Origin of the sequence: Pantoea sp. Cr_R13 (assembly GCF_029222565.1) — a bacterium.
Taxonomy (GTDB): Bacteria; Pseudomonadota; Gammaproteobacteria; order Enterobacterales; family Enterobacteriaceae; genus Pantoea; species Pantoea eucalypti.
Map to the genome: position 1 here is coordinate 98,362 of NZ_JARHXL010000015.1, position 26,596 is coordinate 124,957.

Here is a 26,596-nt window from a genome sequence, read left to right on the forward strand (position 1 = left end):
GCAGGAATCAGCAGAGTTCGAGGTGAACCTCATGCTGCTCAATCACTTTCATGACGCTGGCTGGCGGCATTTTATCGGTGTAGAGATAATCCAGCAGACTCATGTTGCCAAGGTTAACCATGGCATTTCGGCCAAATTTCGAGTGATCCACCACCAGCATCGCGCAGCGTGAATTTTCTATAATCGCGCGTTTCGTACGGACTTCGTGATAGTCGAACTCCAGCAGCGACCCATCCATGTCGATGCCGCTGATCCCCAGGATGCCGTAATCGAGCCGGAACTGAGAAATAAAGTCGAGCGTCGCTTCCCCCATCACCGCGCCATCGCGGGTGCGCACTTCACCGCCCGCGATAATCACCCGGAAATCGGGTTTGCCCATTAACAGCATCGCGACGTTAAGGTTATTGGTCACCACACGTAAATTGCTGTGGTTGAGCAGCGCATGCGCCACCGCTTCCGGCGTGGTACCAATATCAATAAACAGCGTAGCGCCATCCGGGATCTGGCTGGCAACACGCTGCGCAATCCGCGCTTTTTCCGCTGACCACATCATTTTGCGATCGTGCCAGGCGGTATTCTCAGAGCTGGAAGGAAGCGCCGCGCCGCCGTGGTGGCGCTGAATTTTGTTTTGATCGGCCAAATCGTTGAGGTCGCGACGAATGGTTTGCGGGCTGACCTCAAAATGATCTACCAGCTCCTCAGTACTGACATATCCCTGACGACGGACTAAATCGATAATCGCGTCATGACGTTGCGTCTGCTTCACGTTCCTCTCCTGTTAACCCGCTAAACCTGTCTATCGACGCGTGACGTTACGCGTATCGACCAGCGCCATCGCCAGCCCGACCACCAGACCAGCGACGTGCGCCGCGTTGGCAATCGCCAAACCAAAGACGCCGAACCAGCCAATCACCAGCCAGACCACCGCAAAACCGATCAATCCCCGTTCAAGATAGACGCCGCTGTCGGGATCGCGCTCACCGCGTAGCCAGCAGTAACCCATCAGGGCATAGACCACGCCCGACAGCCCACCAAACCAGATACCGCTGAACTTCGCCTGCAGCCAGCCGCTGAGCAGCGCCGAAATCAGCATAATTACAAACAGTTTGCCGCTGCCCAGACGCTTCTCAACCACGCCGCCGAGATACCACCACCACATCAGATTAAACAGGATGTGCAGCAGTGAAAAGTGCAGCAGCGCATGACTGAACCAGCGCCAGACCTGAAGATGCTGGTCGGCATCCGGCCAGGAGAGCCATGCCATCACGGCCTGATCGCCCATGACCTGCATCAGAATAAAGACCGCGATGCAGAGCACCATCAGGGTCATGGTCAGCGGACCGGCACGCTCGCGGATGTTCGCCCAGATATTGCTGCGCTCATAGCGTAAACCGCTGTCAGTCTTGCCGCTGTGCCAGCTGGCGGCCTGATAGCGCGGATGGTTAGGGTCGTGCAGAAACTGCTGGAGTTCGTTTTCGACCACTGCAATCTTGCTCTCATCATCCAGCATGATGACGTAGTGATTTTCATGCTCGATACGCAACGTGATGCCCTGCGTCGCCATGTAGTCAACAAACGCCTGCGCCATGCGCGGCTGATTAAATTGGGTAATGCGCATCATTAACTCTCCATGTGACGAGCAGCAAGCTATTCACTGCCAGAGGCAACCTGCTGAGGGAAGGCGGCACGCCAGGCATCAAAGCCGCCATCAATGCTGTACGCCGCGCTGAAGCCCTGTCCCAGAAGATACTGCGCCGCACTTTTGCTGCTATTACCGTGATAGCACATCACCAGCACGGGCAGGCTTTGATCCGCGCCACTGACAAACTCGCTGAGGTTGGCGTTGGTCAGATGCAGCGCGCCCGCCGCATGGCCAAGGGCATAACTTTGCGGATCACGGATATCCACCAGCAGCGCACCCTGCGCCAGACGCGCCTGCGCCTGCTGCACATCAATACATTCAAACGTTTCCATGGGGTCTCTCATAACAACATCACAATAGCGCGTAGTGTAACCCGATAATCCGCGCCGATAACCTGACAATCGTTACGGCTATCTGTTTTTTTGGTGGGCAGAATGTTAGCTATATCACGCAAAAATGTTTTTACCGGGTTAAAGACTGGCGTAAATGTTGGTTTGCGATTATGATTATGCTCGAAAACGAACATAAGAGAACTATTCCGAACATCGGAGGAGATGACGTGGAAACCAAAGACCTGATCGTGATCGGCGGCGGCATCAACGGTGCCGGCATTGCAGCAGACGCTGCAGGACGCGGACTGTCGGTGTTAATGCTGGAGGCGCGGGATTTGGCTTGCGCGACCTCTTCAGCCAGCTCAAAACTGATTCATGGCGGCTTGCGCTACCTTGAACACTACGAATTCCGCCTGGTCAGTGAAGCACTGGCCGAGCGTGAAGTCCTGCTGAAAATGGCGCCGCACCTGGCGTTTCCGATGCGCTTCCGCTTGCCGCACCGTCCGCATCTGCGTCCGGCGTGGATGATTCGTACCGGCCTGTTCATGTATGACCATCTTGGCAAGCGTACCAGCCTGCCAGGCAGCAAAAGTTTGCGATTTGGCGCGGATTCGGCCCTGAAGCCAGAAATCACGCGCGGATTCGAATACTCCGACTGCTGGGTAGATGATGCCCGCATGGTCGTCCTGAATGCGCAGGAAGTGGTTAAGCATGGTGGCGAAGTGCGTACCCGTACTCGTGTCACCCGCGCCTGGCGTGAAGGTGGCCTGTGGATGGTCGAAGCCGAAGATGTTGATACCGGCAAAACCTTTACCTGGCAGGCAAAAGGTCTGGTCAACGCGGCAGGCCCTTGGGTCAAACAGCTGTTCGACGACAGCCTGAAGCTGAAATCGCCTTACGGTATCCGACTGATCAAAGGCAGCCACATTGTGGTGCCGCGCGTCCATACCGAGAAACAGGCTTATATCCTGCAGAACGAAGATAACCGCATCGTGTTTGTCATTCCCTGGATGGATGAGTTCTCAATAATCGGCACCACCGATGTGGAATACAAAGGCGATCCGAAAAGCGTCCATATCGATGACAGCGAGACCGAGTACCTGCTGAAAGTGTTCAACGGACACTTTAAAAAGCAGCTGACCGCCGACGATATCGTCTGGTCTTACTCAGGTGTCCGTCCGCTGTGCGATGACGAGTCTGATTCGCCGCAGGCGATCACTCGCGATTACACGCTGGATGTGCGTGATGATAACGGTCAGGCACCGCTGCTTTCCGTGTTTGGTGGCAAGCTGACCACTTATCGTAAGCTGGCAGAACATGCGCTGGAAAAACTGGCGAAGTACTATCCGAAAGCCGGCCCAGCCTGGACCAAAAACTGCGTGTTGCCGGGCGGTAATATCAACGGCACCAGCGATGATTACGCGGTCAGCCTGCGTCGTCGCTATCCATTCATCACCGAAAACATGGCGCGCCACTTCTCACGCACTTACGGCAGCAGCACTGAAACCCTGCTGGCAGGTGCGAAAAGTCTGGACGATCTGGGTGAGAACTTCGGTCACGACTTCTATGAGGCGGAGTTACGCTACCTGGTGCAGCATGAATGGGTACGTGAGCTTGACGATGCTATCTGGCGTCGTACCAAACAGGGTATGTGGCTGACCAAAGAGCAGCAGGCCCGTGTGGCAGAGTGGCTGGCGGCGAAAGCGAAACCGGCACTGTCGCTGGCGTCATAAGCGAGCTATACAACAACAGAAAGCAGGCTTCGGCCTGCTTTTTTATTGGCTGCTTATTCGGTTAATATTCAGGCCAGCCGCATCCTCACACCTCATCGGGAGAAACGCCTGTCAGCGAGCAAACCGGTCTGACTGGCTTTGTTCATCATGAATACCGATTCAGGCTAGTGCCCCCTGCAACCTTTTCTTCATGCTTCCCCGCGTAAACTTAACGCGTCCTGACTGCGTATCCCCCTTTTCGCCATTGTTACCTTAAATCTAACGTTCCGCTTTTTTGCTTAATTGAACACCGTTTTAAGAAAGCTCAGACTTCCCTCAGCATAAACGTCAACAGAACGATTCAAATCCGGAGGTTGAAATGAACACAGGCCAAACGCCTGCCCGGGAGTGGAACACACGCCGCAGTGAAAAAGCGCGTCGTCTGGCATCCTTTCCCCTTGATGGCAAAGTTATTCCTGCTGAAAGAGCCGTTGAAGCATTTGAACAGTTAATTGCACCAGGCGACCGCGTGGTACTGGAAGGGAATAACCAGAAGCAGGCTGACTTTTTATCCCGCACCCTGGCGGCGGTAAATCCGGCGAAAATTCACGACCTGCATATGATTATGCCCAGCGTCGGCCGCAGCGAACATCTCGATATTTTTGAAAAAGGCATTGCCCGCAAACTCGACTTCTCCTTCTCCGGTCCGCAGAGCCTGCGCATGTCTCAGCTGTTGCAGGATGGTCAGCTGGAAATCGGCGCGATTCACACCTATATCGAACTCTATTCCCGTCTCTACGTTGACCTCAGTCCGAATGTGGCGCTGATTGCCGGCTATAAAGCCGACCGCAAAGGCAACCTTTATACCGGCCCGAGTACCGAAGATACCCCGGCGCTGGTGGAAGCCGCCGCATTTCGTGACGGTATCGTGATAGCCCAGGTCAACGAACTGGTCGATGACGAAACCGACCTGCCACGCGTCGATATTCCTGGCTCCTGGATTGACTACATCGTGGTGGCAGATAAACCGTTCTTTATCGAACCGCTGTTTACCCGCGATCCGCGCCTGATTAAGCAGGAGCATATCCTGATGGCAATGATGGCGATTAAAGGCATCTACGCCGAGCATCAGGTGCAGTCGCTTAACCACGGTATCGGTTTTAACACCGCCGCGATCGAACTGCTGCTGCCCACCTACGGCGAACAGCTCGGTCTGAAAGGCAAAATCTGTAAGCACTGGGCGCTGAACCCGCATCCGACGCTGATCCCGGCCATCGAGAGCGGCTGGGTGGAGAGCGTGCACTGTTTCGGCGGCGAGCTGGGGATGGAAGAGTATATCCGCGCCCGTCCCGACATCTTCTTTACCGGCAGCGACGGTTCAATGCGCTCTAACCGCGCGTTCTGTCAGCTGGCAGGCCAGTATGCGGTCGATATGTTTATCGGTGCCACCCTGCAGGTTGATGGCCTGGCCAACTCCTCTACCGTCACCCGTGGTCGTCTTTCCGGCTTCGGTGGCGCGCCAAACATGGGTCACGATCCCCATGGCCGCCGCCACGCAACACCCGCCTGGCTGAATATGATCACCGAGCCAGACCCGATGCAGCGCGGTAAAAAACTGGTGGTGCAGATGGTCGAGACCTTCCAGGCCGGTGCAAAACCGACCTTCGTTGAAACCCTTGATGCGGTTGAAGTGGCGAAATCATCCGGTATGCCGCTGGCGCCGGTGATGATCTACGGCGATGACGTGACGCACGTGCTGACCGAGGAAGGTATCGCCTATCTCTATCGGGCAGAAAGCCTTGAGGAACGTCGCGCCATGGTCGCCGCAGTCGCCGGAATTACCGATATCGGTCTGGGTGTGGATGCTGCACGCGTCGCTGCCCTGCGTAAAAGCGGCAAAGTAGTTTACCCGGAAGATATGGGTATTCGTCGCTCCGATGCCACCCGTTCACTGCTTGCCGCTGGCAGCGTCGCTGACCTGGTTGAATGGTCAGATGGCCTGTACAACCCGCCTGCTAAATTCCGGAGCTGGTAATGAAACTCCTGTCACAGACTCATGCCGAGGCGCAGGCCAGTCATCTGGCGACGATTGCGCGCGATTGCCTGATCGATGAAGCACGCCTGAGCCCCAAGCCGGGTCTGGTAGACAGTCGGGGAAACGGCGCACATCAGGATCTGACGCTGGCGCTGATGGAGCGTTCCGCCCACAGCCTGATGCCCACCTTTCTGGCGCTGGCCCGTCACAGCTGGCTTCGTCCCGCCGACATCGCCCTGCGCGAAACAGTCGGTCGGCTCGGCCGAGACGGCGAACAGCAGATGATGGCGGCAACCGGCGGCGTGAACACCCATCGGGGCGCGATCTGGGCGCTGGGATTGCTGGTCAGTGCCGCTGCCATGCAGGGTGGCACAACCACGGCTGACACGCTGACCCGCACCGCAGCGGCGCTGGCGAGCCTGCCCGACAGCCACGCCCCCAGAGTGTTCAGCAAAGGGTTAAAAGCGACGCACCGCTATCAGGTACCCGGCGCACGCGAAGAGGCGCAACAGGCATTTCCTCACGCGATGAAGCTGGCGTTGCCGCAGTTGCTGATCAGCCGTGCGGTTGGTGCCAGTGAGAGCGAAGCCCGGCTGGATGCGCTGATGGCAATCATGACTTCACTCAGCGATACCTGCGTGCTCTCACGTGCAGGCATGACCGGACTCGACGCCATGCAACAGGGCGCACGCGCCGTGCTGCTGGCAGGCGGCTGCCGTACAGCAGCGGGTCAGAGGGCGCTTCAGCAGCTTGACCGCCGGATGCTGGCCCTCAACGCCTCGCCGGGCGGAGCCGCCGATTTGCTGGCCGCAACGCTGTTTATCGATCGGGTCTGTTCGCCTGAACATTCTTATTTTTAGAGGCCATTATGGAACACATCACATTATCTCTACCTGCTAACCGCCTGCTCAGTGGCAGAGCACTGGCCGGGGTCGTTGGTTCCGGTGATATGGAAGTGCTGTACACCGCAACTGAAGGCCAGACACTGAATATCAATATCACCACCTCACTGGATAACAGCGACGCCCGCTGGAAAGCGCTGTTTGACCGCCTGAACTTAATCAACGGCCTGCCCGCCGGAGAGATGATTATCCACGATTTCGGTGCGACACCCGGCGTGGCGCGTATTCGTATTGAACAGGTTTTTGAAGAGGTGAGTCATGCGTAACGATGCCAGTTTTATTGAATTACGTGCCCGTGAACGTGCGCATGCGCTGCTGGATGCGGGCAGCTACCGCGAACTGCTTGATCCTTTTGAGGGCATCATGTCGCCCTGGCTGGCTCCGCAAGGCGTGGTGCCCCAGTCCGATGATGGCATGGTCGTGGCACGCGGCACGCTGAACGGTCAGTCTGCGGTGGTGATCGCCATCGAAGGCACCTTCCAGGGCGGCAGCATGGGCGAAGTCTCCGGGGCGAAGATGGCGGCGGCGCTGGAGCTGGCGGCAGAAGACAATCGCAACGGTATTCCGACACAGGCGGTGCTCTGCCTTGAGACCGGTGGCGTAAGGTTACAGGAAGCTAACCTGGGACTGGCAGCGATTGCGGATATTCATGCGGCGATTGTTGACCTGCGTCGCTACACCCCGGTGATCGGCATCGTCAGCGGCACCGTTGGCTGCTTCGGCGGGATGTCTATCGCCGCCGCGCTCTGCAGCTACCTGATTGTGACCCGTGAAGCTCGTCTGGGCCTGAACGGCCCGCAGGTGATTGAGCAGGAAGCGGGGATTGAAGAGTACGACTCACGCGATCGTCCGTTTATCTGGAGCATGACCGGCGGCGAAATCCGCTACGCCAGCGGCCTGGTCGATGCGCTGGTGAATGACGGTATCAATGCCGTGAAAACCGCGATGCATGATTTTATTGCCAGGGGCGTTCCGGCGCAGAACCGCAGTGATAAGTATGACGACTTCCTGTCACGTCTGACGCAGTTCGATACCCGCCAGCAGGCGGACACCGCGCAGATTAAACAGCTTTTCGCCCGGGAGGAGAAATAATGACACAGACAAGCAGCCGTGGTGCAACCTGGCTGGAAAAACTTGCACCTGATGCACAGCGCCTGAGCGGTCTGTGCGCCTCTGTTCAGGTGGCTGACGGCCAGCTTAATGGCGAAGATGTCCGCTTTATCGCCGTCGTGCCCGATGCCCAAAACCACTATCCGCGCGCCGCGCAGGGCGAAGTGGGTCTGCTGGAAGGCTGGACGCTGGCGAAAGTGGTGAATGAAACGCGGGAAGCTGACAAAAACAGCGCTGTGAAACGTCCGATTGTGGCGGTGATCGACGTCCCCAGTCAGGCCTACGGTCGCCGCGAAGAGGCGTTTGGCATTCACCAGGCGCTGGCAGGTGCAGCAGGCGCCTATGCGAATGCGCGCCTTGACGGTCATCCGGTGATTGGTCTGATTGTGGGTAAAGCGATGTCCGGTGCGTTCCTGGCACACGGATGTCAGGCCAACCGCCTGATTGCGCTCAACGATCAGGGCGTGCTGGTGCACGCCATGGGCAAAGCGTCAGCGGCGCGCATCACACTGCGTTCTGTAGAGGCGCTGGAGAAACTGGCCGCCACCATTCCCCCAATGGCCTATGACGTGAATAACTTCGCCACGCTGGGTCTGCTTTCTGATCTGCTGAACGTTGCCAATCCTGATGCGCCGTCTGACGCTGATGTGGCGATGGTCGAAATTTCATTACAGAAGGCGATCAGTGACGCACGTCAGGATCCTACCCTGAAAAACCGCCTTGGCGCCTCTAATCGTCAAAGCTCCTCCCTGGTTCGCGAACGTATGCGCGCGACCTGGTAATGACATAAAAAAAACCAACCTGCCGAAACCGGTCTGACGGGGCGCATAGCGACGTGCGCCCCGGAGCAGGGGCCGTGTTCAGAATTATAAACATCGCTGTTTTTAAAGAATTTTTCTCTTAATTACAGGTGATTTATGATTTACATAATTGTTCATGCCCTTGCTCCAATTTTTATCATTATGCTGTTAGGTTTCTGGGCCGGTAAGGCCGGAATGGTCAATAACAGAGATGTCTCCCTGCTCAATATTTTCGTGATGGATTTTGCGCTGCCCGCTGCGCTGTTCAGTGCTACCGTTCAGACACCCTGGTCGGGTATCGTGGCGCAGTCGCCGTTGATTGTGGTCTTAACCGGGGCAATGTGGATAACCTATGTGGCGCTCTATTTCCTGGCGACTCGCCTGTTTAAAAAGTCGCCTCAGGATGCTGCGGTATTAACGCTGACTGTCGCCCTGCCCAATTACGCCGCGCTGGGGCTGCCGATTCTGGGCAGCGTACTGGGAGAAGGTTCATCAACCTCACTTTCTGTTGCGGTTTCGATTGCCTGCGGCTCGGTGCTGATGACACCCTTCTGCCTGCTGATTCTGGAACGGGAAAAAGCGCGCATTGCCGGTGAGAATGTGGGTTCGACATTGACCATGCTGCCGGTGCTGATGTGGCGCTCGCTCAAAAAACCGATCGTTCTTGGTCCGCTGCTGGGTGTCGTGTTGTCAGCGCTGGGCTTCAGAATGCCGGAGCTGGTTATCTCAGCGATTAAGCCGCTGGGCCTGGCAGCCACCGCCGCTGCGCTGTTCCTGACCGGCGTGATCCTCTCCGCACGTCAGTTGAAACTCAACGCCATCGTCGGCGTCGGGACGGTTGCCAAACTGCTGATTCAGCCCTTGATCGCCTGGGGTCTGGTGCTGGCGCTGGGACTTCACGGGTCAGTGGCAATCACCGCTATTCTGATGATTGCGCTGTCAGCGGGTTTCTTTGGCGTGGTGTTCGGCAACCGCTTTGGCGTGCAGTCACCCGATGCTGAGGCCGTGCTGCTGCTAAGCTCAATTCTGTGTATTTTATCTTTACCGTTGTTCATTACGCTGACATCAGGAATGTAATATGCGTGCGCCGCGTCCCCACGATTTGCTCTGGCTGCGACACAGCAGTGCCTTAGCCACGATTCAGGAGAGCTGGGTCAGCCCGTTCTGGCATCCCGACATGCCGGTGGTGGTGCGGCGCGATCGCCATGAATCCGGTTTGATCCCGATTGGCGTGCGCGGTGAGCGACGCGAGCAACGCGCCGCTGGCTGGATCACGTCAGACACTATTATCCGCGTGGTGACGCCAGAATGGCTGGCTGAACGCACACGGCTGCTGGATTCGCCCTTTACGGCTTATACGCCTGTCAGCGCGGCGATTTCGCTCAGCGAGACCGCCTGGCCGTGGCGCTGGGGCATTACCGGCAGCACCGGTTATGCGCTGGCAACGCAATGCCCTGTGTTGCACGCCGCCAGCGATCTGGATGTCATCATCCGCGCGCCCCAGCCGCTGCCACGCGATGCGCTGCAACGCTGGCAGACAGCGACCGACGCGCTGAGCTGCCGGGTGGATACGCAGGTGGAAACGCCGTCTGGCGCCTTTGCTCTGAACGAGTGGCTACGCGAGGAGCGCGTGCTGTTAAAAACCGACACCGGACCGATACTGACCGCTTCACCCTGGAGCAGGGAGAATCCATGAAAATACTCTTTACCTTCCCCGGCCAGGGCACCCAGCGTGCCGGGATGCTGCAACATCTGCCTGAGGGCGATGCGCTGAAAAGCCGCGTGCGTGCGGTGCTGGGCGAAGAAGCTGACCGGCTCGACAGTGCCGATGCACTGCGCCACACCCGCGGCGTGCAGCTCTGTCTGCTGATTTCAGGTGTTGCCTGGGCGCGCGAACTGATCCGCCGTGGGGTGAAACCCGATATCGTCAGCGGTTTATCGATTGGCGCGTTTCCTGCGGCGGTGATTTCCGGCGCGCTGGATTTCAGCGACGCCCTGCGGCTGGTTGCGCTGCGCGGCGATCTGATGGAGCAGGCGTATCCGCAGGGATATGGCCTGACCGCGATCACCGGCTTAACGCTGAGCCAGCTGGAGAAACTGCTGCCCGGCAGCAACACCTACATCGCGAACCTCAATGCGGAAACGCAGATTGTGATTGCTGGCCGTGACGAGGATATGGCAGTGGTCGCGCAGAGGGCGCTGGATGCGGGAGCCAGTAAAGCGATTAAGCTCGCGGTGAGCGTGCCGTCGCACTGCGCGCTGCTGGATAAACCCGCCGCCGAACTGGCTCGCGCCTTTGCGTCCGTCACCCTCTCCCGCCCCGATTGCGCCTACCTCAGCGGCTCAACCGCGCGGGTGATTTGGGAGCCGGAGAAAATTGCCGACGATCTTGCCTTTAATATGGCGCGCACGGTGCAGTGGAATGATGCGATGGTCGCAGCGAATCAGCGTGACGCCCGACTGGCCATTGAGATGCCGCCTGGCAGTGTGCTGACCGGTCTGACGCGTCAGGCGAACTGGCAGGGCGAAGCGATTTGTCTGGAACGTAACAGCGTGGAGGTGGCACTGCATCTCGTTAAACGGTTACATCAGTAAGGCTGCGGGCGTACATTCGCCCTTCTGCCGCCAGGGCCAGCAGGTCATTGTCACGTTCGCGGTGATGTGAGTAGACAATCGAGATCTGCTGACGCATCTGGTAAGGCTCAGCCAGCCTCAGCAGCTGGATGTTGTTTTCATACACCTTCTTCATTCGTCCCGGAATCAGCGCCAGACCGACACCCGCCTGCACCAGGCTTATCATCGAGAAGATGTCATTTACCTGAGTAACCATGCGCGGTTCAAATCCGGCAATCTGAAATGCCTCCTGTGAACCGGCATAAGTGGCGAATCCCTCTGCCAGTGAGACAAAATCACGGTCAGCATAATCACGCAGATCCACCGGTCCGGTTTCGCTCTGCGATTCTCCAGCCGGCATGGCCAGAAAGATGCTGTCTGTGAACAGCGGAATCACTTCAAATTGCGCATCACTGAGTTCGCCCTCATCGGTGGCGATCAGAATCGCATCCAGCGCGTCATCTTCCAGCATATTGAGCAGCATCTGATTCGACCCCATAGTCAGATCGAGCTCCAGTGCTGGCCGACGCAGCTTCATGCCCATGATCAGGCGGGGAATGGTTTCAAGCGTCAGCGAGTAGAGTGTGCCAAGCCGCAGGCGACCCCCGCCGATACCCGCCACTTTGCGCGCCTCTTCAATGCCTTTGCCCATCAGCGTGGTCACATCGCGACAATAGTCCAGCAGCGTCCAGGCAGCCGGCAGCGGCACCAGGTTGCGGCCTTTATGGATAAACAGCGGGCAGTCGATGCCCTCTTCCAGCGTGTGCAGGGCGCGATGCACGCTGACGCTGCTCAGTTCCAGCGCTTCCGCCGTGCGGGCGATATTGCCTTTGCTCATAAACATCATAAAGACGCTGAGCTTACGGAAGGTAATTTCCTGGTTAATGTTGTCACTCATTGGCTGTGGTTGCCTGTAGGGTCATTTTGCATGTCCGCATAGTAACGATTCTTCACCAGGGTGTAATGATCACGCTCGCACAACGGGCATTTACAGGCCCAGAGTCGATAAGCGGCTGAATTTTTTAGAGGTGTGTGGCGTGGGAGAGAAGCAGAAAGAGGGAGAGTGCGGCCGATCCCTCGGCCGCAGAGAAAACAAAATTTACTGAAGGAGCCTTACAACCTTACCGGCGAGATATTCCAGATCTCGTCAGCGTACTCTTGAATAGTACGGTCCGACGAGAAGTAGCCCATTCCGGCGATGTTTTTCGCCGCGCGGCGCTGCCACTCATCCGGTTTACGGTAGAGCGCATCCACCTTATCCTGGGTATCCACGTAGCTACGATAATCCGCCAGTAACTGATAGTGATCGCCGAAGTTAACCAGTGAATCGAACAGATTGCGATAGCGGCCCGGATCCTGCGGACTAAACAGACCTGAAGCAATCTGGGTCAGCACCTGGTGCAGTTCCTCATCGCCTTCGTAATAGTCACGCGGGTTATAGCCGTTCTTACGCAGCGCTTCGACCTGTGGCGTGGTATTCCCGAAGATAAAGATGTTCTCTTCACCAACGTGATCCAGCATCTCAACGTTAGCCCCATCCAGCGTACCGATAGTCAGCGCCCCATTCAGCGCAAACTTCATGTTACTGGTGCCGGAGGCTTCAGTGCCTGCGGTGGAGATCTGTTCAGAAAGATCGGCCGCCGGAATGATGATCTGCGCCAGACTCACGCTGTAGTTCGGGATGAAAACGACCTTAAGCTTGTTCTTCACCTGCGGATCATTGTTGATCACATTCGCGACATCGTTGATCAGGTGAATAATATGCTTGGCAACGTAATACGCTGATGCCGCTTTACCGGCAAAGATATTCACGCGCGGCACCCAGTTCGCCTGCGGATCGGCCTTGATTCGGTTGTAGCGGGTGATCACATGCAGCACATTGAGTAACTGGCGTTTGTACTCGTGAATACGCTTGATCTGCACATCGAATAGCGCGTTCGGGTCGAGCACCACGTCCAGATTCTTCGCGACCCAGTCAGCCAGGCGGCGCTTATTCTGATGCTTGGCGACCGCGACTTTTTCAATAAACGCCGGATAGTCGATCTGCGCTTTCAGTTCACTCAGCTGACTGAGATCGGTGCGCCAGTTGCGACCAATCTCCTCATCCAGCACCTCTGAAAGTGCCGGGTTGGCCAGCGCCAGCCAGCGACGTGGCGTCACGCCGTTGGTTTTGTTACAGAAACGCCCTGGAAACAGGCGAGAGAAATCGGCAAACAGAGACTGCACCATTAAATTAGAGTGCAGCTCAGACACGCCGTTCACTTTGTGACTGACCACAACCGCCAGCCAGCCCATGCGAATCCGGCGGCCGTCGTTCTCATCAATGATCGAAATGCGCGACAGCAGATCCAGGTCATCCGGATAGTGATCCTGAATGGTCTTGAGGAAGAAGTCGTTAATCTCGAAAATAATGCTGAGGTGACGCGGCAGGATCTTACCGATCATATCAACCGGCCAGGTCTCCAGCGCTTCGGTCATCAGCGTATGGTTGGTATAGGAGAAGACCTGACAGCAAACGTCAAAAGCGCTGTCCCAGCTGAACTTATGGTCGTCGATCAGCAGGCGCATCAGTTCAGGGATCGCCAATACCGGATGGGTATCGTTGAGGTGAATGGCGATTTTGTCCGCCAGGTTGTCCCAGGTCTGATGCATCCGCCAGTGACGATTCAGGATGTCCTGCACCGTGGCGGAGACCAGGAAATATTCCTGACGCAGACGCAGTTCACGGCCGGAATAGGTGGAGTCATCCGGATAGAGTACGCGCGACACGTTCTCAGAGTGGTTTTTATCTTCCACTGCCGCGAAATAATCACCCTGGTTAAACTTACCGAGGTTGATTTCGTTGCTGGCCTGCGCACCCCACAGTCGTAAGGTGTTAGTGGCGTCGGTGTCGAAGCCCGGGATAATCTGGTCATAAGCCATCGCCAGAATCTCTTCGGTCTCCAGCCAGCGCACTTTCGTGCCTTCATGCTGCACGCGACCGCCGAAACGCACTTTGTAACGGGTATTGAAACGCTGGAATTCCCACGGATTACCATACTCAAGCCAGTAATCCGGAGACTCTTTCTGCTCACCTTCCACGATGTTCTGTTTGAACATGCCGTAGTCATAGCGGATGCCGTAGCCACGGCCCGGCATGCCCAGCGTCGCCAGCGAATCCAGGAAACAGGCCGCCAGGCGACCGAGACCGCCGTTGCCCAGTCCCGGATCGTTCTCCTCTTCCATCAGCTCGGCCAGATCCAGCCCCATCTCATCCAGCGCCTGGTTGAGATCGTCATAAATCCCCATCGCCAGCAGCGCATTCCCCAGCGTGCGGCCCATCAGGAACTCCATCGACAGGTAATAAACCTGGCGAACATCCTGAGAGAGCTGGGCACGGCTGGAACGCAGCCAGCGCTCCACCATCCGGTCGCGCACCGCCAGCAGCGAGGCGTTAAGCCACTCGTGCTTGTTGGCGATAGAGGGATCTTTGCCGATGGTAAACATCAGTTTGTAGGCAATCGAATGCTTTAAGGCATCAACCGTCAACGTTGGTGAGGCGTAAGTGAAAGGTGCATTCATATCCAGTTTTCCCAATCCGTTACATCAAACGTTGGTAGAGATCACGGTAGGCTGTTGCTGCCACCTGCCAGCTAAAGTCCATTGCCATCGCCTGGCGCTGAACATAGCGCCATAACGAAGGACGGGACCACAATACGAACGCACGTCGGATGGCCCGTAACAGCGACCAGGCATTGGCATCTTCGAAACTGAACCCACTGGCGATACCGTCGGCCAGATTCTCTAACGAGCTGTCATTAACGGTATCGGCCAGTCCACCCGTACGTCGCACTAACGGCAACGTACCATACTTCAGGCCATAAAGTTGTGTCAGACCGCAGGGCTCAAAGCGACTCGGCACCACAATGACGTCCGCGCCACCCACAATGCGGTGTGAAAATGCTTCGTGATAGCCAATCTGCACGCCTACACTTCCGGGATGTTCCGCCGCCGCCGCCAGGAATCCCTGTTGCAGTTCGGCATCGCCCTGACCCAGCAGCACCAGCTGTCCGCCCTGCGCCAGCAAACCAGGCAGCGCCTCTAAAACCAGGTCCAGACCTTTCTGTTTAGTCAGGCGGCTGATCACGCAGAACACCGGCGCTTTATCATCCACTTTCAGTCCCATCGCAACCTGCAGCTGACGTTTATTTTCTGCTTTCGCTTCCAGCGTGTCGCGGTTATAGCGCGCGCTCAGCAGCAGGTCGTGCGCCGGATCCCAGATAGAGGGATCAACGCCATTGAGAATCCCGCTAAGACGACCTTCCCGCATCCGCTGCGCCAGCAGGGTTTCCATGCCGTAAGCATATTCAGCAGAGGTAATTTCATGGGCGTAAGTCGGACTGACCGCCGTGATATGGTCGGCGTAAAAAAGGCCCGCTTTCAGGAAAGAGATCTGACCGAAGAACTCCAGCCCATGCATGTTAAAGAAAGACCATGGCAGGCCAATCTCTTCCATATGATGCGCCATGAACAATCCCTGATACGCCAGATTGTGCACCGTGAACACCGATTTAGCCGGACGTCCTCGCGCTTCCAGATAGGCGCAGGTCAGGCCTGCATGCCAGTCATGCGCATGCACGATATCGGGACGCCACATGGAATCCATGCCACACGCCAGTTCGCAGCCAACCCAGCCCAGCAGCGCAAAGCGCAGATAGTTGTCGACATACGCAAACTGCGACTCATCATGATAAGGACTACCAGGACGATCGTAGAGGCCGGGCGCATCAATTAAGTAGATGCCCACACCGTTAAATTCACCAAATAACAGACGTATATGACCAGCAAATGTCTCTCGCTCCGTCACTACCTGGAGATCAGGTATGCCTTTGCGCAATGCGGGAAAAGCAGGCAACAGCACCCGCGTATCCGTACCGCCCGCAATTTGCGCCTGAGGTAATGCCCCGACTACATCAGCCAGTCCGCCCGTTTTCAGCAGCGGAAAAAGTTCTGAACAGACATGTAAAACCTGCATCCTCGACCTCATTAAGTTATCCGGCACGCTCCGCGTGCCGATTGCGTAAGTTCCGCTTATCGCTTACAGCCCCGCTTTGGCCAGTCTGGCCAGCATGGCGCGGGTTACCAGTACGATCCCTTCATCCGAACGATGAAACCGGCGACTGTCTTCATCAGGGTTTTCGCCAATCACCATGCCTTCCGGCAGTTCGCAGGCGCGATCAATCACGCAGCGACGCAGACGACACGATCGGCCAACCACCACATCAGGCAGCAGTACAGTTGAGTCAATATTGCAAAACGAGTTAACGCGTACCCGTGGGAACAGCACCGAGTTGACCACCACCGAACCGGAGATGATGCAGCCGCCTGAAACCAGTGAGTTCATGGTCATCCCGTGACTGCCGGAACGATCCTGAACAAATTTGGCTGGCGGCAGCGGCTCCATGTGGGTACGAATCGGCCAGGTGACGTCATACATATCGAGTTCCGGCATCACCGATGCCAGGTCGAGATTGGCGCGCCAGTAGGCTTCCAGCGTTCCGACATCGCGCCAGTAAGGTGGCGCGTTGTCGTCGTTCTGAACGCAGGAGAGCGCGAAAGAGTGTGCATAGCCTTCGCCGCTTGCCACAATTTTCGGCAGAATATCTTTGCCAAAGTCATGGTTAGAGCCTGGCGTCTGCAGATCTTCCTCCAGCAGCGCATAGAGATAGTCCGCGTTAAAAACGTAGATCCCCATGCTGGCCAGCGCCTGCGTGTCATCACCTGGCATGGTAGGCGGCTTCGCAGGTTTCTCCACGAAGTCGATCACCATGTTCTCTTCGTTCACCGCCATCACACCAAACGCCGTGGCTTCATGTACCGGCACGGGCAAACAGGCAATGGTACATTTCGCCTCGTTGACCACGTGATCCAGCAGCATGCGTGAATAATCCATCTTATAAATGTGGTCCCCGGCAAGGATCACGATGTACTGCGCCTGATAGCGGCGAATCACATCAAGGTTTTGCGTCACGGCATCGGCCGTACCGCGATACCACTGTTCGGTCGAAAAGCGCTGCTGCGCTGGCAGCAAATCGACAAACTCATTCATCTCTTCATTGAAGATGGACCAGCCACGCTGGATATGCTGAGTCAGGGTATGGGACTGATACTGCGTAATCACGCCAATCCGTCGGATACCGGAGTTAACGCAGTTGGAGAGGGCAAAGTCGATAATGCGGAACTTGCCGCCGAAATGCACCGCAGGTTTGGCACGCTTAGCCGTTAAATCGACCAGTCGCGTGCCGCGTCCGCCGGCGAGGATCAGAGCAACCGTCTGTGTAGGGAGCTGGCGGGCCAGCATCAGGTGATCTGTTCTATCTAACTTAACCATGTCTGACTCCTTATGATTGCTTTTGGAACACGCACACACCGTGTGCGGGACCATGCCAGACAGTTAACAGGATGGGGTTGTCGTCCCCGGCGAAAGGAGGAAGGGCACGCCATTCTCCGTCTGGTAACACGATGTCATTCACCGTATCCGTGGCGTTTATTGTTATTAACCAGCGGCCGGACAGCAGGATCTGCAATCTGTGCATTCCCTGTGCCCATTCATCGTGTTGCAGTGGCTGGCCACCGGCATTGAGCCACTGCACATTGCCGTCACCGTCCTGCCACCAGCGATCTGCGGTCAGCGCCGGAATGCGCTGGCGCAGAGCAATCAGTGCTGCGGTGAATCCGACTAATCCTTTCTCATCCGCCTGCCAGTCAAGCCAGCTCAGCGCGTTGTCCTGACAGTAAGCGTTGTTATTACCGCGCTGGGTATGGCCACGCTCGTCACCTGCCAGCAGCATCGGCGTGCCCTGTGACAGCAGCAGCGTCGTCAGCAGTGCCCGTACGCTGCGGCGACGGCGTTCAATGACGTCAAAGCTGACGTTCAGCCCCTCTTTGCCGTGGTTGTGACTGTAGTTATCACCATGGCCATCGCGGTTATCTTCCCCGTTCGCCTCATTGTGTTTACGTTCAAAGCTCACCACATCCCACAGCGTAAAGCCGTCGTGGGCGGTGATAAGATTAACCGTGGCGTGTGGCGGCCGGTCGTCGTGCTGATAGAGATCGCTGGAGGCGGCAAAGCGGCGAACGAACTCGCCATTGCTTAAGCCGCCATGGAGCCAGTATTGACGCGCGGTGTCGCGAAACTTATCGTTCCATTCGGCAAACGGTGGCGGAAAGCGGCCAACCTGATAGCCGTCAGGGCCGATATCCCAGGGTTCAGCAATCAGCTTGACCTGAGAGAGCAGCGGACAGGCGCGTATCGCGTCAAAAAAGGGCGCATCACGCTGGTAATCGGGCGTGCGGCCCAGCACCGGCGCAAGGTCAAAGCGGAAGCCGTCGACGTGGCAGACCCGCACCCAGTAGCGCAGCGCCTCCAGGGCCCATGTCATTACCTGCGGATGGTGGATATTGAGTGTGTTGCCGCAGCCGGTCCAGTTCTGATACTCACCCTGCTCATCCAGCCAGTAGTAGCTGGCGTTATCGATGCCGCGCATTGAAATCGTCGGGCCAATCACATCCAGTTCGGCTGTGTGGTTAAACACCACATCCAGCACCACTTCGATACCCGCAGCATGCAGGTTTTTAACCGCCTGCTGGAACTCCTGAAGCGGCGTTACGCCCGGCTGACCGGAGGCGTATCGGGGATCCACCGCCCAAAGTGCAAAGGGGTTGTAGCCCCAGTAGTTACTCAGGCCAAGCTGCAGCAGTCGCGGTTCACTGGCGAAATGGGCAACCGGCAGCAGCTCAAGAGTGGTAATCCCCAGATCGCGCAGGTAATTCACCATAACAGGATGACCCAGCGCCGCGTAAGTCCCGCGTAACGTTTCCGGAATTTCCGGATGCTGCTGCGTCAGGCCGCGCACGTGGGCTTCATAAATCACTGTGTTACCCCACGGGATACGTGGTGCAACATCGCCCTGCCAGTCAAAATCCTCCGCGACGACCCGGGACTTCGGCGCAATCGCCGCGTTATCATGCGGATCGGGCTGCGCTTCACCGCCATGAAACAGCGGATCATCAGGCACATCGCCTTCTACGGCGCGGGCGCAGGGGTCAACCAGCAACTTCGCCGGATTAAAACGGTGTCCCTGCTGCGGCGCCCAGGGGCCATGCACCCGGTAGCCGTAGCGCTGTCCCGGTTTTAACGCCGGAACATAACCGTGCCAGATATCCCCACTGCGGCCAGGCAGGTCAAGACGCTGTTCCGCGTCCTGTTCATCAAACAGGCAGAGCTCTACGCGCTCTGCATGCTGTGAGAACAGGGTGAAGTTAACGCCTTTGCCATCGTAACTGGCACCCAGCGGTTCGGGATCGCCGGCAGTGATGGTCATTCAGCCTCCCGCACCAGCCATACTGTTGACAGCGGCGGCAGATTGAGACTCAGCGACTGCGGTCGTCCGTGGCTCTCCTGCTCATCGGTATGTACCCGCTGATTTCGCACGTCACTGCCGTGATAATCATGCTGGTCGGTATTCAGCACCTCGCGCCAGTAGCCCGGCTGGTTAACGCCAAAGCGATAACCCGGGCGCGGCACCGGTGTGAAGTTACTGACCACGATCACTTCGTTGCCTTCACGATCGCGGCGCACAAAGGCGAAGACGGAGTGCTCTGCGTCGTCTACCACTAACCACTCAAAGCCTGCCGGTTCGAAGTCGAGCTGATGCAGCGGCGTGTAGTATTGATAGGTATGGTTGAGATCACGCACCAGACGCTGAACGCCGTTGTGCCAGTTATCCTCCCCTTCCAGCAAATGCCAGTCGAGACTGACGTCATGGTTCCACTCACGGCCCTGGGCAAATTCATTGCCCATAAACAGCAATTTTTTGCCCGGGAAGGCCCACATCCAGCCGTAGTAGGCACGCAGGTTGGCGAACTTCTGCCAGGCATCGCCCGGCATACGATCCAGAATCGAGCGTTTACCGTGCACCACTTCATCATGCGATAGCGGCAGCACAAAGTTTTCAGTGTAGTTGTACATCATGCCGAAGCTCATCAAATTGTGATGATGCTTGCGGTAAATGGGATCGACTTTCATGTAGTCGAGGGTGTCGTGCATCCAGCCCAGATTCCATTTGAACCAGAAGCCCAGCCCGCCACCTTCGGTGGGACGCGTCACGCCAGGATAGTCTGTAGACTCTTCAGCCATCGTCACCGACCCGGATGCCACCGTGCCGAGCGTGCGGTTGGTATAGCGCAGGAACTCAATCGCTTCCAGGTTCTCACGGCCACCGTACTGATTTGGCACCCACTCCCCTTCACTGCGGCTGTAGTCGCGGTAGATCATCGACGCAACCGCATCCACACGCAGGCCATCGATGCCAAAGCGCTCCGTCCAGTAGAGCGCATTACCCGACAGGTAGTTGCTCACTTCGCGGCGGCCAAAGTTGTAGATCAGGGTGTTCCAGTCCTGGTGGAAGCCTTCACGCGGATCGCTGTGCTCATAGAGCTCTGTTCCGTCGTACTTCGCCAGACCGAAATCATCGCTGGGGAAATGGCCTGGCACCCAGTCGAGCAGCACGTTGAGGCCCGCTTCATGGGCAGCGTCAATGAAGGCGCGAAACTCGTCACGCGTACCAAAACGGCGGGTCGGCGCATACATGCCCAGCGGCTGATAGCCCCAGCTGCCGTCAAACGGATGTTCGTTAACGGGCAGCAGTTCGATATGGGTAAAGCCCATCTCTTTGACATAAGGCACCAGCTGTTCAGCCAGCTCTTTGTAGCTCAGCCAGAAGTTGTTGTCGGTGTGACGACGCCAGGAACCCAGGTGGACTTCATAGATGGAGATAGGCGCGTCGAAAGCGTTGGCGGCCTTGCGCTCCTCTTTCATCTCAACCGGCTCCGGCAGACCACAAATCATCGACGCCGTCTGCGGACGCATCTGTGCCTCAAAGGCGTACGGGTCCGCTTTGATGCGCAGCTCACCATTGGCATCGATAATTTCATATTTGTAGAGCTGGCCATTAACTGCACCTGGCACAAACAGCTCCCAGATACCTAACTCCTGACGCAGACGCATCGGATGACGGCGGCCATCCCAGAAGTTGAAATCGCCAACCACGGAAACGCGACGGGCATTGGGTGCCCAGACGCAGAAGCGGGTGCCGAAGACGCCATCAATCACGTCGCCGTGCGCGCCCAGCGTCTCATAAGGGCGCAGGTGCGTCCCTTCCGCCAGCAGCCACAGATCCATCTCCTGCAGCAGAGGCCCGAAACGATAGGCATCATCGACGAGGTTTTGCTGACCATGCCAGTTGACCGCCAGCTGATAACGGAATGGGTTTTTACGGCGTGGAATGACGCCACTGAAGAAGCCGCGTGCATCTTCACACACCAGCTGAGCCAGTTTACGCCCGGTGGAGGTTTCAATGACCCACACTTCAAGCGCTTCGGGGAGCAATGCCCTGACCTCAAGGCCTTGCTGAGTTCGGTGCATCCCTAGTAACGAAAAAGGGTCGGCATAATTACCCGCAAACAGGGCATTGATCGCATCGCGATCGGGAAGCTCTGACATGACTTTCTTCCTGTGATAATTGGCAGCCGAAATGAACGCAACATAGCCTGTCGCGCTTCACCTGCGCTGCTCTTCATTGAGCCATACGTACAACGACAAAGCAGTCAGGCCATTCCATGGGAAAAGTGTTTTTGTCGCGTACCACAACCATTTAATCCGGAAAGCACAAGGGTTACCTGTGGCACATCATGGTTAAATCATAGCTTGGTCACGGCAGTTGCCATGGACTTAAGCAAAATATTCTTTAACGGCTGGCAAAAAATGGAAGCTGATCACTGAGTAAGCGAAACGGCAGGTTGTTTTGCATACGACAAAAACAAAAAAGGCCGGGTAAATCCGGCCTTTGATGATATTTCTGTTTAGCTGATTAACAACCGCAGCATGCGACGTAGCGGTTCGGCTGCGCCCCATAATAACTGGTCGCCCACTGTGAAGGCCGAGAGATATTCCGGCCCCATATTGAGTTTACGTAACCGGCCAACGGGTGTGGTGAGCGTGCCGGTGACAGCGGCAGGCGTCAGTTCACGCATCGTCAGCTCACGGTCATTTGGCACCACCTTGACCCACTCATTGTGAGAGGCCAGCAGCTGTTCGATTTCCGCCAGCGGCAGATCGCGTTTCAGTTTCAGCGTAAAGGCCTGGCTGTGACAGCGCAGCGCACCGACACGCACGCACAAGCCATCAACCGGAATGACTTTAGAGGTAGCGAGGATTTTGTTGGTCTCTGCCTGGCCTTTCCACTCTTCGCGGCTCTGGCCGTTGTCCAGCTGCTTATCAATCCACGGAATCAGGCTGCCCGCCAGCGGTACGCCGAAGTTGTCGGTCGGTAACGTGCCGGAGCGGGTGAAGTCAGTAACGCTTCGCTCAATGTCGAGGATGGCGGAAGCCGGGTTCTGCAATGCAGGCGCAACGTGATCGTGCAGCATGCCCATCTGGGTCAGCAGTTCGCGCATGTGGCGCGCACCGCCACCCGAGGCTGCCTGATAGGTGGCAACTGAGGCCCACTCAACCAGATCCTGAGCAAACAAACCGCCCAGCGACATCAGCATCAGGCTGACGGTACAGTTACCGCCGACAAAGGTTTTGATGCCACGGTCGATGCCCTGGCGAATGACAGCATGGTTGACCGGATCGAGGATGATGATGGCATCCTCTTTCATGCGCAGCGTGGAGGCCGCGTCAATCCAGTATCCCTGCCAGCCGCTGGCGCGCAACTTAGGATAGACGTCACTGGTGTAGTCGCCACCCTGGCAGGTAATAATGATATCAAGCGCGCGCAGCGCCTCAATATCAAACGCATCCTGCAGTGTGCCCTGCTGTTTGCCCGCAAACGCGGGTGCCGCCTGACCATGCTGCGACGTCGAGAAGAAGACCGGATTGATTGCATCAAAATCACGCTCTTCACTCATGCGGGACATCAGCACTGAGCCGACCATGCCGCGCCAACCAACAAAACCTACATTCTTCATGTCGTGTCCGTCTAAGGCAGTTACACCTGCTTTTCATTTCAGAGGAGAGAGCGGCGTGCTATTTTCACGCCGCTCTGCGTAATAATAAGATTTACCTGTGTCCCCTCACTCTACAAAATGCAGGCCGGGTAGCAAGTGAATTAATTCGATTACGCTAAATTTTTCAGCAGCGTAACTAATAACTCTGCTTTTTCGCGAACAACATGGCGTAAAACCGATGACTGAAATGATTTCGGCGACAATATTATTGTTGTTAATTATGGATCCGCTGGGCAATCTGCCGATTTTTATGTCGGTTTTAAAGCATCTGGAGCCGAAAAGACGGCGGGTTGTACTAATCCGTGAAATGCTGATAGCCCTGATCATCATGCTGCTGTTCCTGTTTACCGGCGAACGCATTCTGGCATTTTTAAATCTGCGCACCGAAACGGTATCGATTTCTGGCGGGATCATTCTGTTTCTGATCGCCATCAAGATGATTTTTCCGTCGGCGGAAAGCAGCAGTTCAGGCTTACCGGCGGGTGAAGAGCCATTCCTGGTACCGCTGGCCATTCCGCTGGTCGCCGGGCCATCGCTGCTGGCAACGCTGATGCTGCTGTCGCATCAGTATCCGCATCAGATGACGCATCTGGTGGGCGCGCTGTTGATTGCCTGGGGCGTAACGGTTGGCATTCTGCTGATGTCAGGTCTGTTCCTGCGTCTGCTGGGTGATAAAGGCGTGAATGCGCTGGAGCGGCTGATGGGATTGATACTGATTATGCTGGCCACCCAGATGTTCCTGGATGGGATTAGGGCTTATCTGAAGTTGTAAGCGCACCTGTGCCCTTTTACCCTGGCAGGCGAGCAGGTAGCCGCCTTATCACAACGTTACAGCATTGAAATGAATAGTAATATTTATATAATGCCGCAAAAAAGAGATATCCATGACAGGCAGTATCGAAAATTAGATGCAGCGTCTGAAAACGCGGGGGAAATGCAATGAGGTTGGGCCTGACCGTACTATCCTTCCCGGGCCAGAAAGCGGCGCTGAATGACGCGCAGCTGATGCAGGTTGACGTTACTGACTTTGCCTGGGTTTACTTATCTGCCGCCGCCATCACGCTGGTTCTTTTTGCTCAGATATGAAGAAAATGGGCATGAACAGTCTGCTGCAGATCATCAAAAGCTGTTTTTTGCGCACCTTTAACTATCAAGGGCGTGAAGGCAGGACGAGCTATTTTATTTTCCTGCTGTTCCAGCTGGCCTGGTTCTGCAGTTATCTGCAATGGTTTACCGGGCCACTGCATGAAATTGGCTTAGTCGCGCTGCTGCTGTTTATTTTGCCTGTTTTTTCCTGCGGGGTGAGAAGAATAAATGACGCTGGCTATTCATCCGGCGTCATTGTCCTTTTGGTAGTGGCGCCTTATCTGCTGTTTCCTTTTTTACTCTTCCCCCGCTCGCGGGAAAAAAACTGACGGGCAGATAGCCCGTCAGGTTGGTCAGGAAAGCAGTTCGAAAGCAATCATCCCGACTACCGCGCCAACAGTGCCAAGAATGGTCTCCATCAGCGTCCAGGTCTTCAGCGTTTCCGCTTCGCTGGCCCCGGTGAAGCGGCCAAACAGCCAGAAACCGGCATCGTTCACATGGCTGATAATGATTGAGCCACCGCCGATGCAGATCGACAGCGCTGCCAGCTGAGCACCGCTGTAGTGCAGCGGTTCAATCACCGGCATGATCAGCCCGACGGTGGTCAGACAGGCAACCGTCGCCGACCCCTGAATAACCCGCACCGCGCCCGACAGGATAAAGCAGGCCAGCGCAATCGGCAGTCCTGCGCCGGTCAGCGCATTGCCCAGCTCCGGACCGACGCCAGAATCCACCAGAACCTGCTTAAACACACCGCCCGCGCCAATCACCAGCAGGATAATCCCGGCCGGTTGCAGCGCGCTGCCACACACCTGCATCACCCGCTCTTTATTCATACCCTGACGGTAAGCCAGGCCATAAATCGCCACCAGCAGCGCCAGCAGTATCGCAGTGAAAGGATGGCCGATAAATTCCAGCCACTCATACAGCGTGGTGCCTTCGGTTGTGAAGCGTGCGCCGATGGTTTTCAGGCCAACCAGCACCAGCGGGAAGAGGATCAGTGAGAGGCTGAAACCAAATGACGGCAGCTTGCTCTCATCAACATCCGGCTGATGATCTTCCGGCGGCGCACTGAACGTGACGTGGTTGCCGATAAAGTTGCCAAACAGTGGCCCGGCAATCAGCATGCCGGGAATCGCCGCACACAGACCCAGCAGGATCATCCAGCCAAAGTCCGCGTGCATCTGCGAGGCCAGCAGCATCGGGGCCGGTCCGGGCAGCAGGAAGGCCGCCGACGCCGCAACGCCCGCAAACAGCGGGATCACCAGTTTCACCAGATTGCCGCCGGTACGCCGCGCCACCGCAAACGCGATGCTGATCAGCAGCACCACGGCAACTTCAAAGAAGAGCGGCAGCGCGCAGATCAGACCGGCAATGCCCATCGCATAATGGGCACGACTCTGACCAAAGGTTTTCAGCATCCGGATGGCAATCTGATCGACGGCGCCGGTTTCATGCAGGATTTTGCCGAACATCGCGCCCAGCGCAACCACAATGGCAAGGAAGCCGAGCGTGCCGCCCATCCCCTTCTGCATGGTTTCCGCGATTTTGTTGAGTGGCATGCCGGAGAAAAGTCCGGCACCAATGGAGACTAACATCAGCGCGACAAAAGCGTGCATGCGCGCCTTCATCACCAGAAAAAGCAGCAGCAGGACTGAGCCTGCTGCGGTCAAAACGAGTGTTGCGGTATTCATCTCTAACCCTGGCTGATAGCGTCCTGGATAGTTGCAACCGTAGCTGCCACCACATCGTCCAGTGAATGCGCGATATCCACCACCAGTACATCCGACTCATCGCTGCCTGGCTCTTCCAGCGTGGCAAACTGAGTTACCAGCATCTGCGGCTTGAAGAAGTGGCCTTTACGCGCTTTCAGACGGGCTTCGATAGTGTCGAAATCACCTTTCAGGTAAACAAAACGCAGGTTGTCATTTCCCTGACGCAGAATGTCGCGATAACTTTTCTTGAGGGCTGAACAGACAATGATAGAGATCGCCTGGGTGCGCTGCATGGCAAACGCGGCATCGTTCAGCGCCTGTAACCAAGGCTGACGATCGCTGTCATCCAGTGGATGACCATCGGCCATTTTCAGGATGTTGGCGCGCGGGTGGAGAAAATCACCGTCAAGAAAGGCCGTGTTGAGCTGGTGAGAAACCTGGTTGGCGACGGCAGACTTTCCGCTGCCTGAAACGCCCATCAGGATGAAGACGTGATGTGACGGGGATTGCGTTGTCATTTTTCTGCTCCGGCAGGTGAGAATTTGCCAATGTTACCGATAACAATGTCGTTTCTCATTCTCCTGGCCGGTTAACAGCC

General features: G+C 56.6%; 24 protein-coding genes. 12 read left to right on the forward strand and 12 right to left on the reverse strand.

Annotation, left to right across the window (positions count from 1 at the left end; all coding sequences use genetic code 11):
• Positions 1-7 precede the first annotated feature (7 nt).
• From P2R09_RS15355 to glpE, 3 genes are read right to left on the reverse strand one after another with little or no spacing between them, the layout of a single operon-like run.
• Entirely contained in the window at positions 8-766 is a 759-nt protein-coding gene (locus P2R09_RS15355; protein ID WP_003853028.1) for a DeoR/GlpR family transcriptional regulator, read from the reverse strand.
• 30 nt (positions 767-796) lie between these two features.
• Positions 797-1,618, reverse strand: a complete 822-nt coding sequence (gene glpG, locus P2R09_RS15360) for a rhomboid family intramembrane serine protease GlpG (protein WP_275771223.1) — start codon at positions 1,616-1,618, stop codon at positions 797-799.
• Positions 1,619-1,647: 29 nt separating this feature from the next.
• Positions 1,648-1,974, reverse strand: coding sequence for a thiosulfate sulfurtransferase GlpE (glpE, locus tag P2R09_RS15365; RefSeq protein WP_003853030.1), 327 nt, complete (start codon positions 1,972-1,974; stop codon positions 1,648-1,650).
• 227 nt (positions 1,975-2,201) lie between these two features.
• Between glpE and glpD the strand changes: the two genes are divergently transcribed.
• From glpD to mdcH, 9 genes are all read left to right on the forward strand, one after another.
• A complete protein-coding gene (gene glpD / locus P2R09_RS15370) occupies positions 2,202-3,707 on the forward strand; it encodes a glycerol-3-phosphate dehydrogenase (RefSeq protein WP_003853033.1) in 1,506 nt (501 codons plus the stop codon).
• A 358-nt stretch (positions 3,708-4,065) separates the two neighbouring features.
• On the forward strand, positions 4,066-5,721 hold the full coding sequence (gene mdcA / locus P2R09_RS15375; protein ID WP_003853034.1) for a malonate decarboxylase subunit alpha: 1,656 nt from the start codon (positions 4,066-4,068) through the stop codon (positions 5,719-5,721).
• Entirely contained in the window at positions 5,721-6,581 is an 861-nt protein-coding gene (locus tag P2R09_RS15380) for a triphosphoribosyl-dephospho-CoA synthase (protein ID WP_275771022.1), read from the forward strand. The genes mdcA and P2R09_RS15380 overlap by 1 nt, the downstream gene beginning before the upstream one ends.
• An 8-nt stretch (positions 6,582-6,589) precedes the next feature.
• Positions 6,590-6,889, forward strand: coding sequence for a malonate decarboxylase acyl carrier protein (gene mdcC / locus P2R09_RS15385; RefSeq protein ID WP_275771024.1), 300 nt, complete (start codon positions 6,590-6,592; stop codon positions 6,887-6,889).
• Positions 6,882-7,715, forward strand: coding sequence for a biotin-independent malonate decarboxylase subunit beta (locus P2R09_RS15390; RefSeq protein ID WP_078805134.1), 834 nt, complete (start codon positions 6,882-6,884; stop codon positions 7,713-7,715). Before mdcC ends, P2R09_RS15390 begins: the two co-directional genes overlap by 8 nt.
• Positions 7,715-8,515 (forward strand): biotin-independent malonate decarboxylase subunit gamma, encoded by an 801-nt coding sequence (mdcE, locus tag P2R09_RS15395; protein ID WP_275771026.1) that lies wholly within the window; start codon positions 7,715-7,717, stop codon positions 8,513-8,515. Before P2R09_RS15390 ends, mdcE begins: the two co-directional genes overlap by 1 nt.
• Before the next feature lie 135 nt (positions 8,516-8,650).
• Positions 8,651-9,610, forward strand: coding sequence for an AEC family transporter (locus tag P2R09_RS15400; RefSeq protein ID WP_275771028.1), 960 nt, complete (start codon positions 8,651-8,653; stop codon positions 9,608-9,610).
• Position 9,611: 1 nt separating this feature from the next.
• Complete coding sequence (locus P2R09_RS15405) at positions 9,612-10,229, forward strand: malonate decarboxylase holo-ACP synthase (protein ID WP_275771030.1); 618 nt, start codon at positions 9,612-9,614, stop codon at positions 10,227-10,229.
• On the forward strand, positions 10,226-11,128 hold the full coding sequence (gene mdcH, locus P2R09_RS15410; RefSeq protein WP_275771032.1) for a malonate decarboxylase subunit epsilon: 903 nt from the start codon (positions 10,226-10,228) through the stop codon (positions 11,126-11,128). The genes P2R09_RS15405 and mdcH overlap by 4 nt, the downstream gene beginning before the upstream one ends.
• Here the strand turns inward: mdcH and P2R09_RS15415 are convergent.
• The 7 genes from P2R09_RS15415 to asd all read right to left on the reverse strand — a co-directional run bounded on the left by P2R09_RS15415 (position 11,109) and on the right by asd (position 23,158).
• A complete protein-coding gene (locus tag P2R09_RS15415) occupies positions 11,109-12,044 on the reverse strand; it encodes a LysR family transcriptional regulator (RefSeq protein ID WP_275771034.1) in 936 nt (311 codons plus the stop codon). The genes mdcH and P2R09_RS15415 overlap by 20 nt on opposite strands.
• 215 nt (positions 12,045-12,259) lie before the next feature.
• Positions 12,260-14,707 carry a glycogen phosphorylase gene (glgP, locus tag P2R09_RS15420; protein ID WP_008926283.1) on the reverse strand — a complete coding sequence of 816 codons (2,448 nt, stop codon included), beginning with the start codon at positions 14,705-14,707 and terminating at the stop codon, positions 12,260-12,262.
• A gap of 19 nt (positions 14,708-14,726) precedes the next feature.
• Positions 14,727-16,160, reverse strand: a complete 1,434-nt coding sequence (gene glgA, locus P2R09_RS15425) for a glycogen synthase GlgA (protein WP_275771037.1) — start codon at positions 16,158-16,160, stop codon at positions 14,727-14,729.
• A 63-nt stretch (positions 16,161-16,223) separates the two neighbouring features.
• Complete coding sequence (glgC, locus tag P2R09_RS15430) at positions 16,224-17,516, reverse strand: glucose-1-phosphate adenylyltransferase (RefSeq protein ID WP_003853050.1); 1,293 nt, start codon at positions 17,514-17,516, stop codon at positions 16,224-16,226.
• 10 nt (positions 17,517-17,526) lie between these two features.
• Positions 17,527-19,509 (reverse strand): glycogen debranching protein GlgX, encoded by a 1,983-nt coding sequence (glgX, locus tag P2R09_RS15435; RefSeq protein ID WP_275771039.1) that lies wholly within the window; start codon positions 19,507-19,509, stop codon positions 17,527-17,529.
• Positions 19,506-21,689: a 1,4-alpha-glucan branching enzyme gene (gene glgB, locus P2R09_RS15440; RefSeq protein WP_275771041.1), complete on the reverse strand. Its 2,184-nt coding sequence runs from the start codon at positions 21,687-21,689 to the stop codon at positions 19,506-19,508. The genes glgX and glgB overlap by 4 nt, the downstream gene beginning before the upstream one ends.
• Positions 21,690-22,048: 359 nt before the next feature.
• Positions 22,049-23,158, reverse strand: a complete 1,110-nt coding sequence (gene asd, locus P2R09_RS15445) for an aspartate-semialdehyde dehydrogenase (RefSeq protein ID WP_275771055.1) — start codon at positions 23,156-23,158, stop codon at positions 22,049-22,051.
• Between the two features lie 217 nt (positions 23,159-23,375).
• Between asd and P2R09_RS15450 the strand changes: the two genes are divergently transcribed.
• The 3 genes from P2R09_RS15450 to P2R09_RS15460 all read left to right on the forward strand — a co-directional run bounded on the left by P2R09_RS15450 (position 23,376) and on the right by P2R09_RS15460 (position 24,612).
• Positions 23,376-23,969: a YhgN family NAAT transporter gene (locus P2R09_RS15450; protein ID WP_008926285.1), complete on the forward strand. Its 594-nt coding sequence runs from the start codon at positions 23,376-23,378 to the stop codon at positions 23,967-23,969.
• A 167-nt stretch (positions 23,970-24,136) separates the two neighbouring features.
• A complete protein-coding gene (locus P2R09_RS15455; RefSeq protein WP_275771061.1) occupies positions 24,137-24,283 on the forward strand; it encodes a hypothetical protein in 147 nt (48 codons plus the stop codon).
• Between the two features lie 11 nt (positions 24,284-24,294).
• Positions 24,295-24,612 carry a DUF805 domain-containing protein gene (locus tag P2R09_RS15460; protein WP_275771062.1) on the forward strand — a complete coding sequence of 106 codons (318 nt, stop codon included), beginning with the start codon at positions 24,295-24,297 and terminating at the stop codon, positions 24,610-24,612.
• Positions 24,613-24,636: 24 nt separating this feature from the next.
• On the opposite strand, the gene gntU is transcribed toward P2R09_RS15460, so the two are convergent.
• Both gntU and gntK read right to left on the reverse strand, forming a co-directional pair.
• On the reverse strand, positions 24,637-25,977 hold the full coding sequence (gene gntU, locus P2R09_RS15465; protein ID WP_275771063.1) for a gluconate transporter: 1,341 nt from the start codon (positions 25,975-25,977) through the stop codon (positions 24,637-24,639).
• Positions 25,978-25,979: 2 nt separating this feature from the next.
• Positions 25,980-26,516 (reverse strand): gluconokinase, encoded by a 537-nt coding sequence (gene gntK / locus P2R09_RS15470; RefSeq protein WP_003853059.1) that lies wholly within the window; start codon positions 26,514-26,516, stop codon positions 25,980-25,982.
• Positions 26,517-26,596: the final 80 nt, after the last annotated feature.

Bases quoted from the DNA above. Each gene is read 5' to 3' on its own strand.
- mdcA (WP_003853034.1), top strand. From the start codon at position 4,066: ATGAACACAGGCCAAACGCCTGCCCGGGAGTGGAACACACGCCGCAGT.
- gntK (WP_003853059.1), bottom strand. From the start codon at position 26,516: ATGACAACGCAATCCCCGTCACATCACGTCTTCATCCTGATGGGCGTT.
- glgP (WP_008926283.1), bottom strand. From the start codon at position 14,707: ATGAATGCACCTTTCACTTACGCCTCACCAACGTTGACGGTTGATGCC.
- asd (WP_275771055.1), bottom strand. From the start codon at position 23,158: ATGAAGAATGTAGGTTTTGTTGGTTGGCGCGGCATGGTCGGCTCAGTG.
- mdcE (WP_275771026.1), top strand. From the start codon at position 7,715: ATGACACAGACAAGCAGCCGTGGTGCAACCTGGCTGGAAAAACTTGCA.
- P2R09_RS15455 (WP_275771061.1), top strand. From the start codon at position 24,137: ATGAGGTTGGGCCTGACCGTACTATCCTTCCCGGGCCAGAAAGCGGCG.
- P2R09_RS15400 (WP_275771028.1), top strand. From the start codon at position 8,651: ATGATTTACATAATTGTTCATGCCCTTGCTCCAATTTTTATCATTATG.
- glgA (WP_275771037.1), bottom strand. From the start codon at position 16,160: ATGCAGGTTTTACATGTCTGTTCAGAACTTTTTCCGCTGCTGAAAACG.
- glgB (WP_275771041.1), bottom strand. From the start codon at position 21,689: ATGTCAGAGCTTCCCGATCGCGATGCGATCAATGCCCTGTTTGCGGGT.
- P2R09_RS15415 (WP_275771034.1), bottom strand. From the start codon at position 12,044: ATGAGTGACAACATTAACCAGGAAATTACCTTCCGTAAGCTCAGCGTC.
- glgX (WP_275771039.1), bottom strand. From the start codon at position 19,509: ATGACCATCACTGCCGGCGATCCCGAACCGCTGGGTGCCAGTTACGAT.
- glpG (WP_275771223.1), bottom strand. From the start codon at position 1,618: ATGCGCATTACCCAATTTAATCAGCCGCGCATGGCGCAGGCGTTTGTT.
- P2R09_RS15380 (WP_275771022.1), top strand. From the start codon at position 5,721: ATGAAACTCCTGTCACAGACTCATGCCGAGGCGCAGGCCAGTCATCTG.
- P2R09_RS15450 (WP_008926285.1), top strand. From the start codon at position 23,376: ATGACTGAAATGATTTCGGCGACAATATTATTGTTGTTAATTATGGAT.
- glpE (WP_003853030.1), bottom strand. From the start codon at position 1,974: ATGGAAACGTTTGAATGTATTGATGTGCAGCAGGCGCAGGCGCGTCTG.
- glgC (WP_003853050.1), bottom strand. From the start codon at position 17,516: ATGGTTAAGTTAGATAGAACAGATCACCTGATGCTGGCCCGCCAGCTC.
- gntU (WP_275771063.1), bottom strand. From the start codon at position 25,977: ATGAATACCGCAACACTCGTTTTGACCGCAGCAGGCTCAGTCCTGCTG.
- mdcC (WP_275771024.1), top strand. From the start codon at position 6,590: ATGGAACACATCACATTATCTCTACCTGCTAACCGCCTGCTCAGTGGC.
- mdcH (WP_275771032.1), top strand. From the start codon at position 10,226: ATGAAAATACTCTTTACCTTCCCCGGCCAGGGCACCCAGCGTGCCGGG.
- P2R09_RS15405 (WP_275771030.1), top strand. From the start codon at position 9,612: ATGCGTGCGCCGCGTCCCCACGATTTGCTCTGGCTGCGACACAGCAGT.
- P2R09_RS15460 (WP_275771062.1), top strand. From the start codon at position 24,295: ATGAACAGTCTGCTGCAGATCATCAAAAGCTGTTTTTTGCGCACCTTT.
- P2R09_RS15390 (WP_078805134.1), top strand. From the start codon at position 6,882: ATGCGTAACGATGCCAGTTTTATTGAATTACGTGCCCGTGAACGTGCG.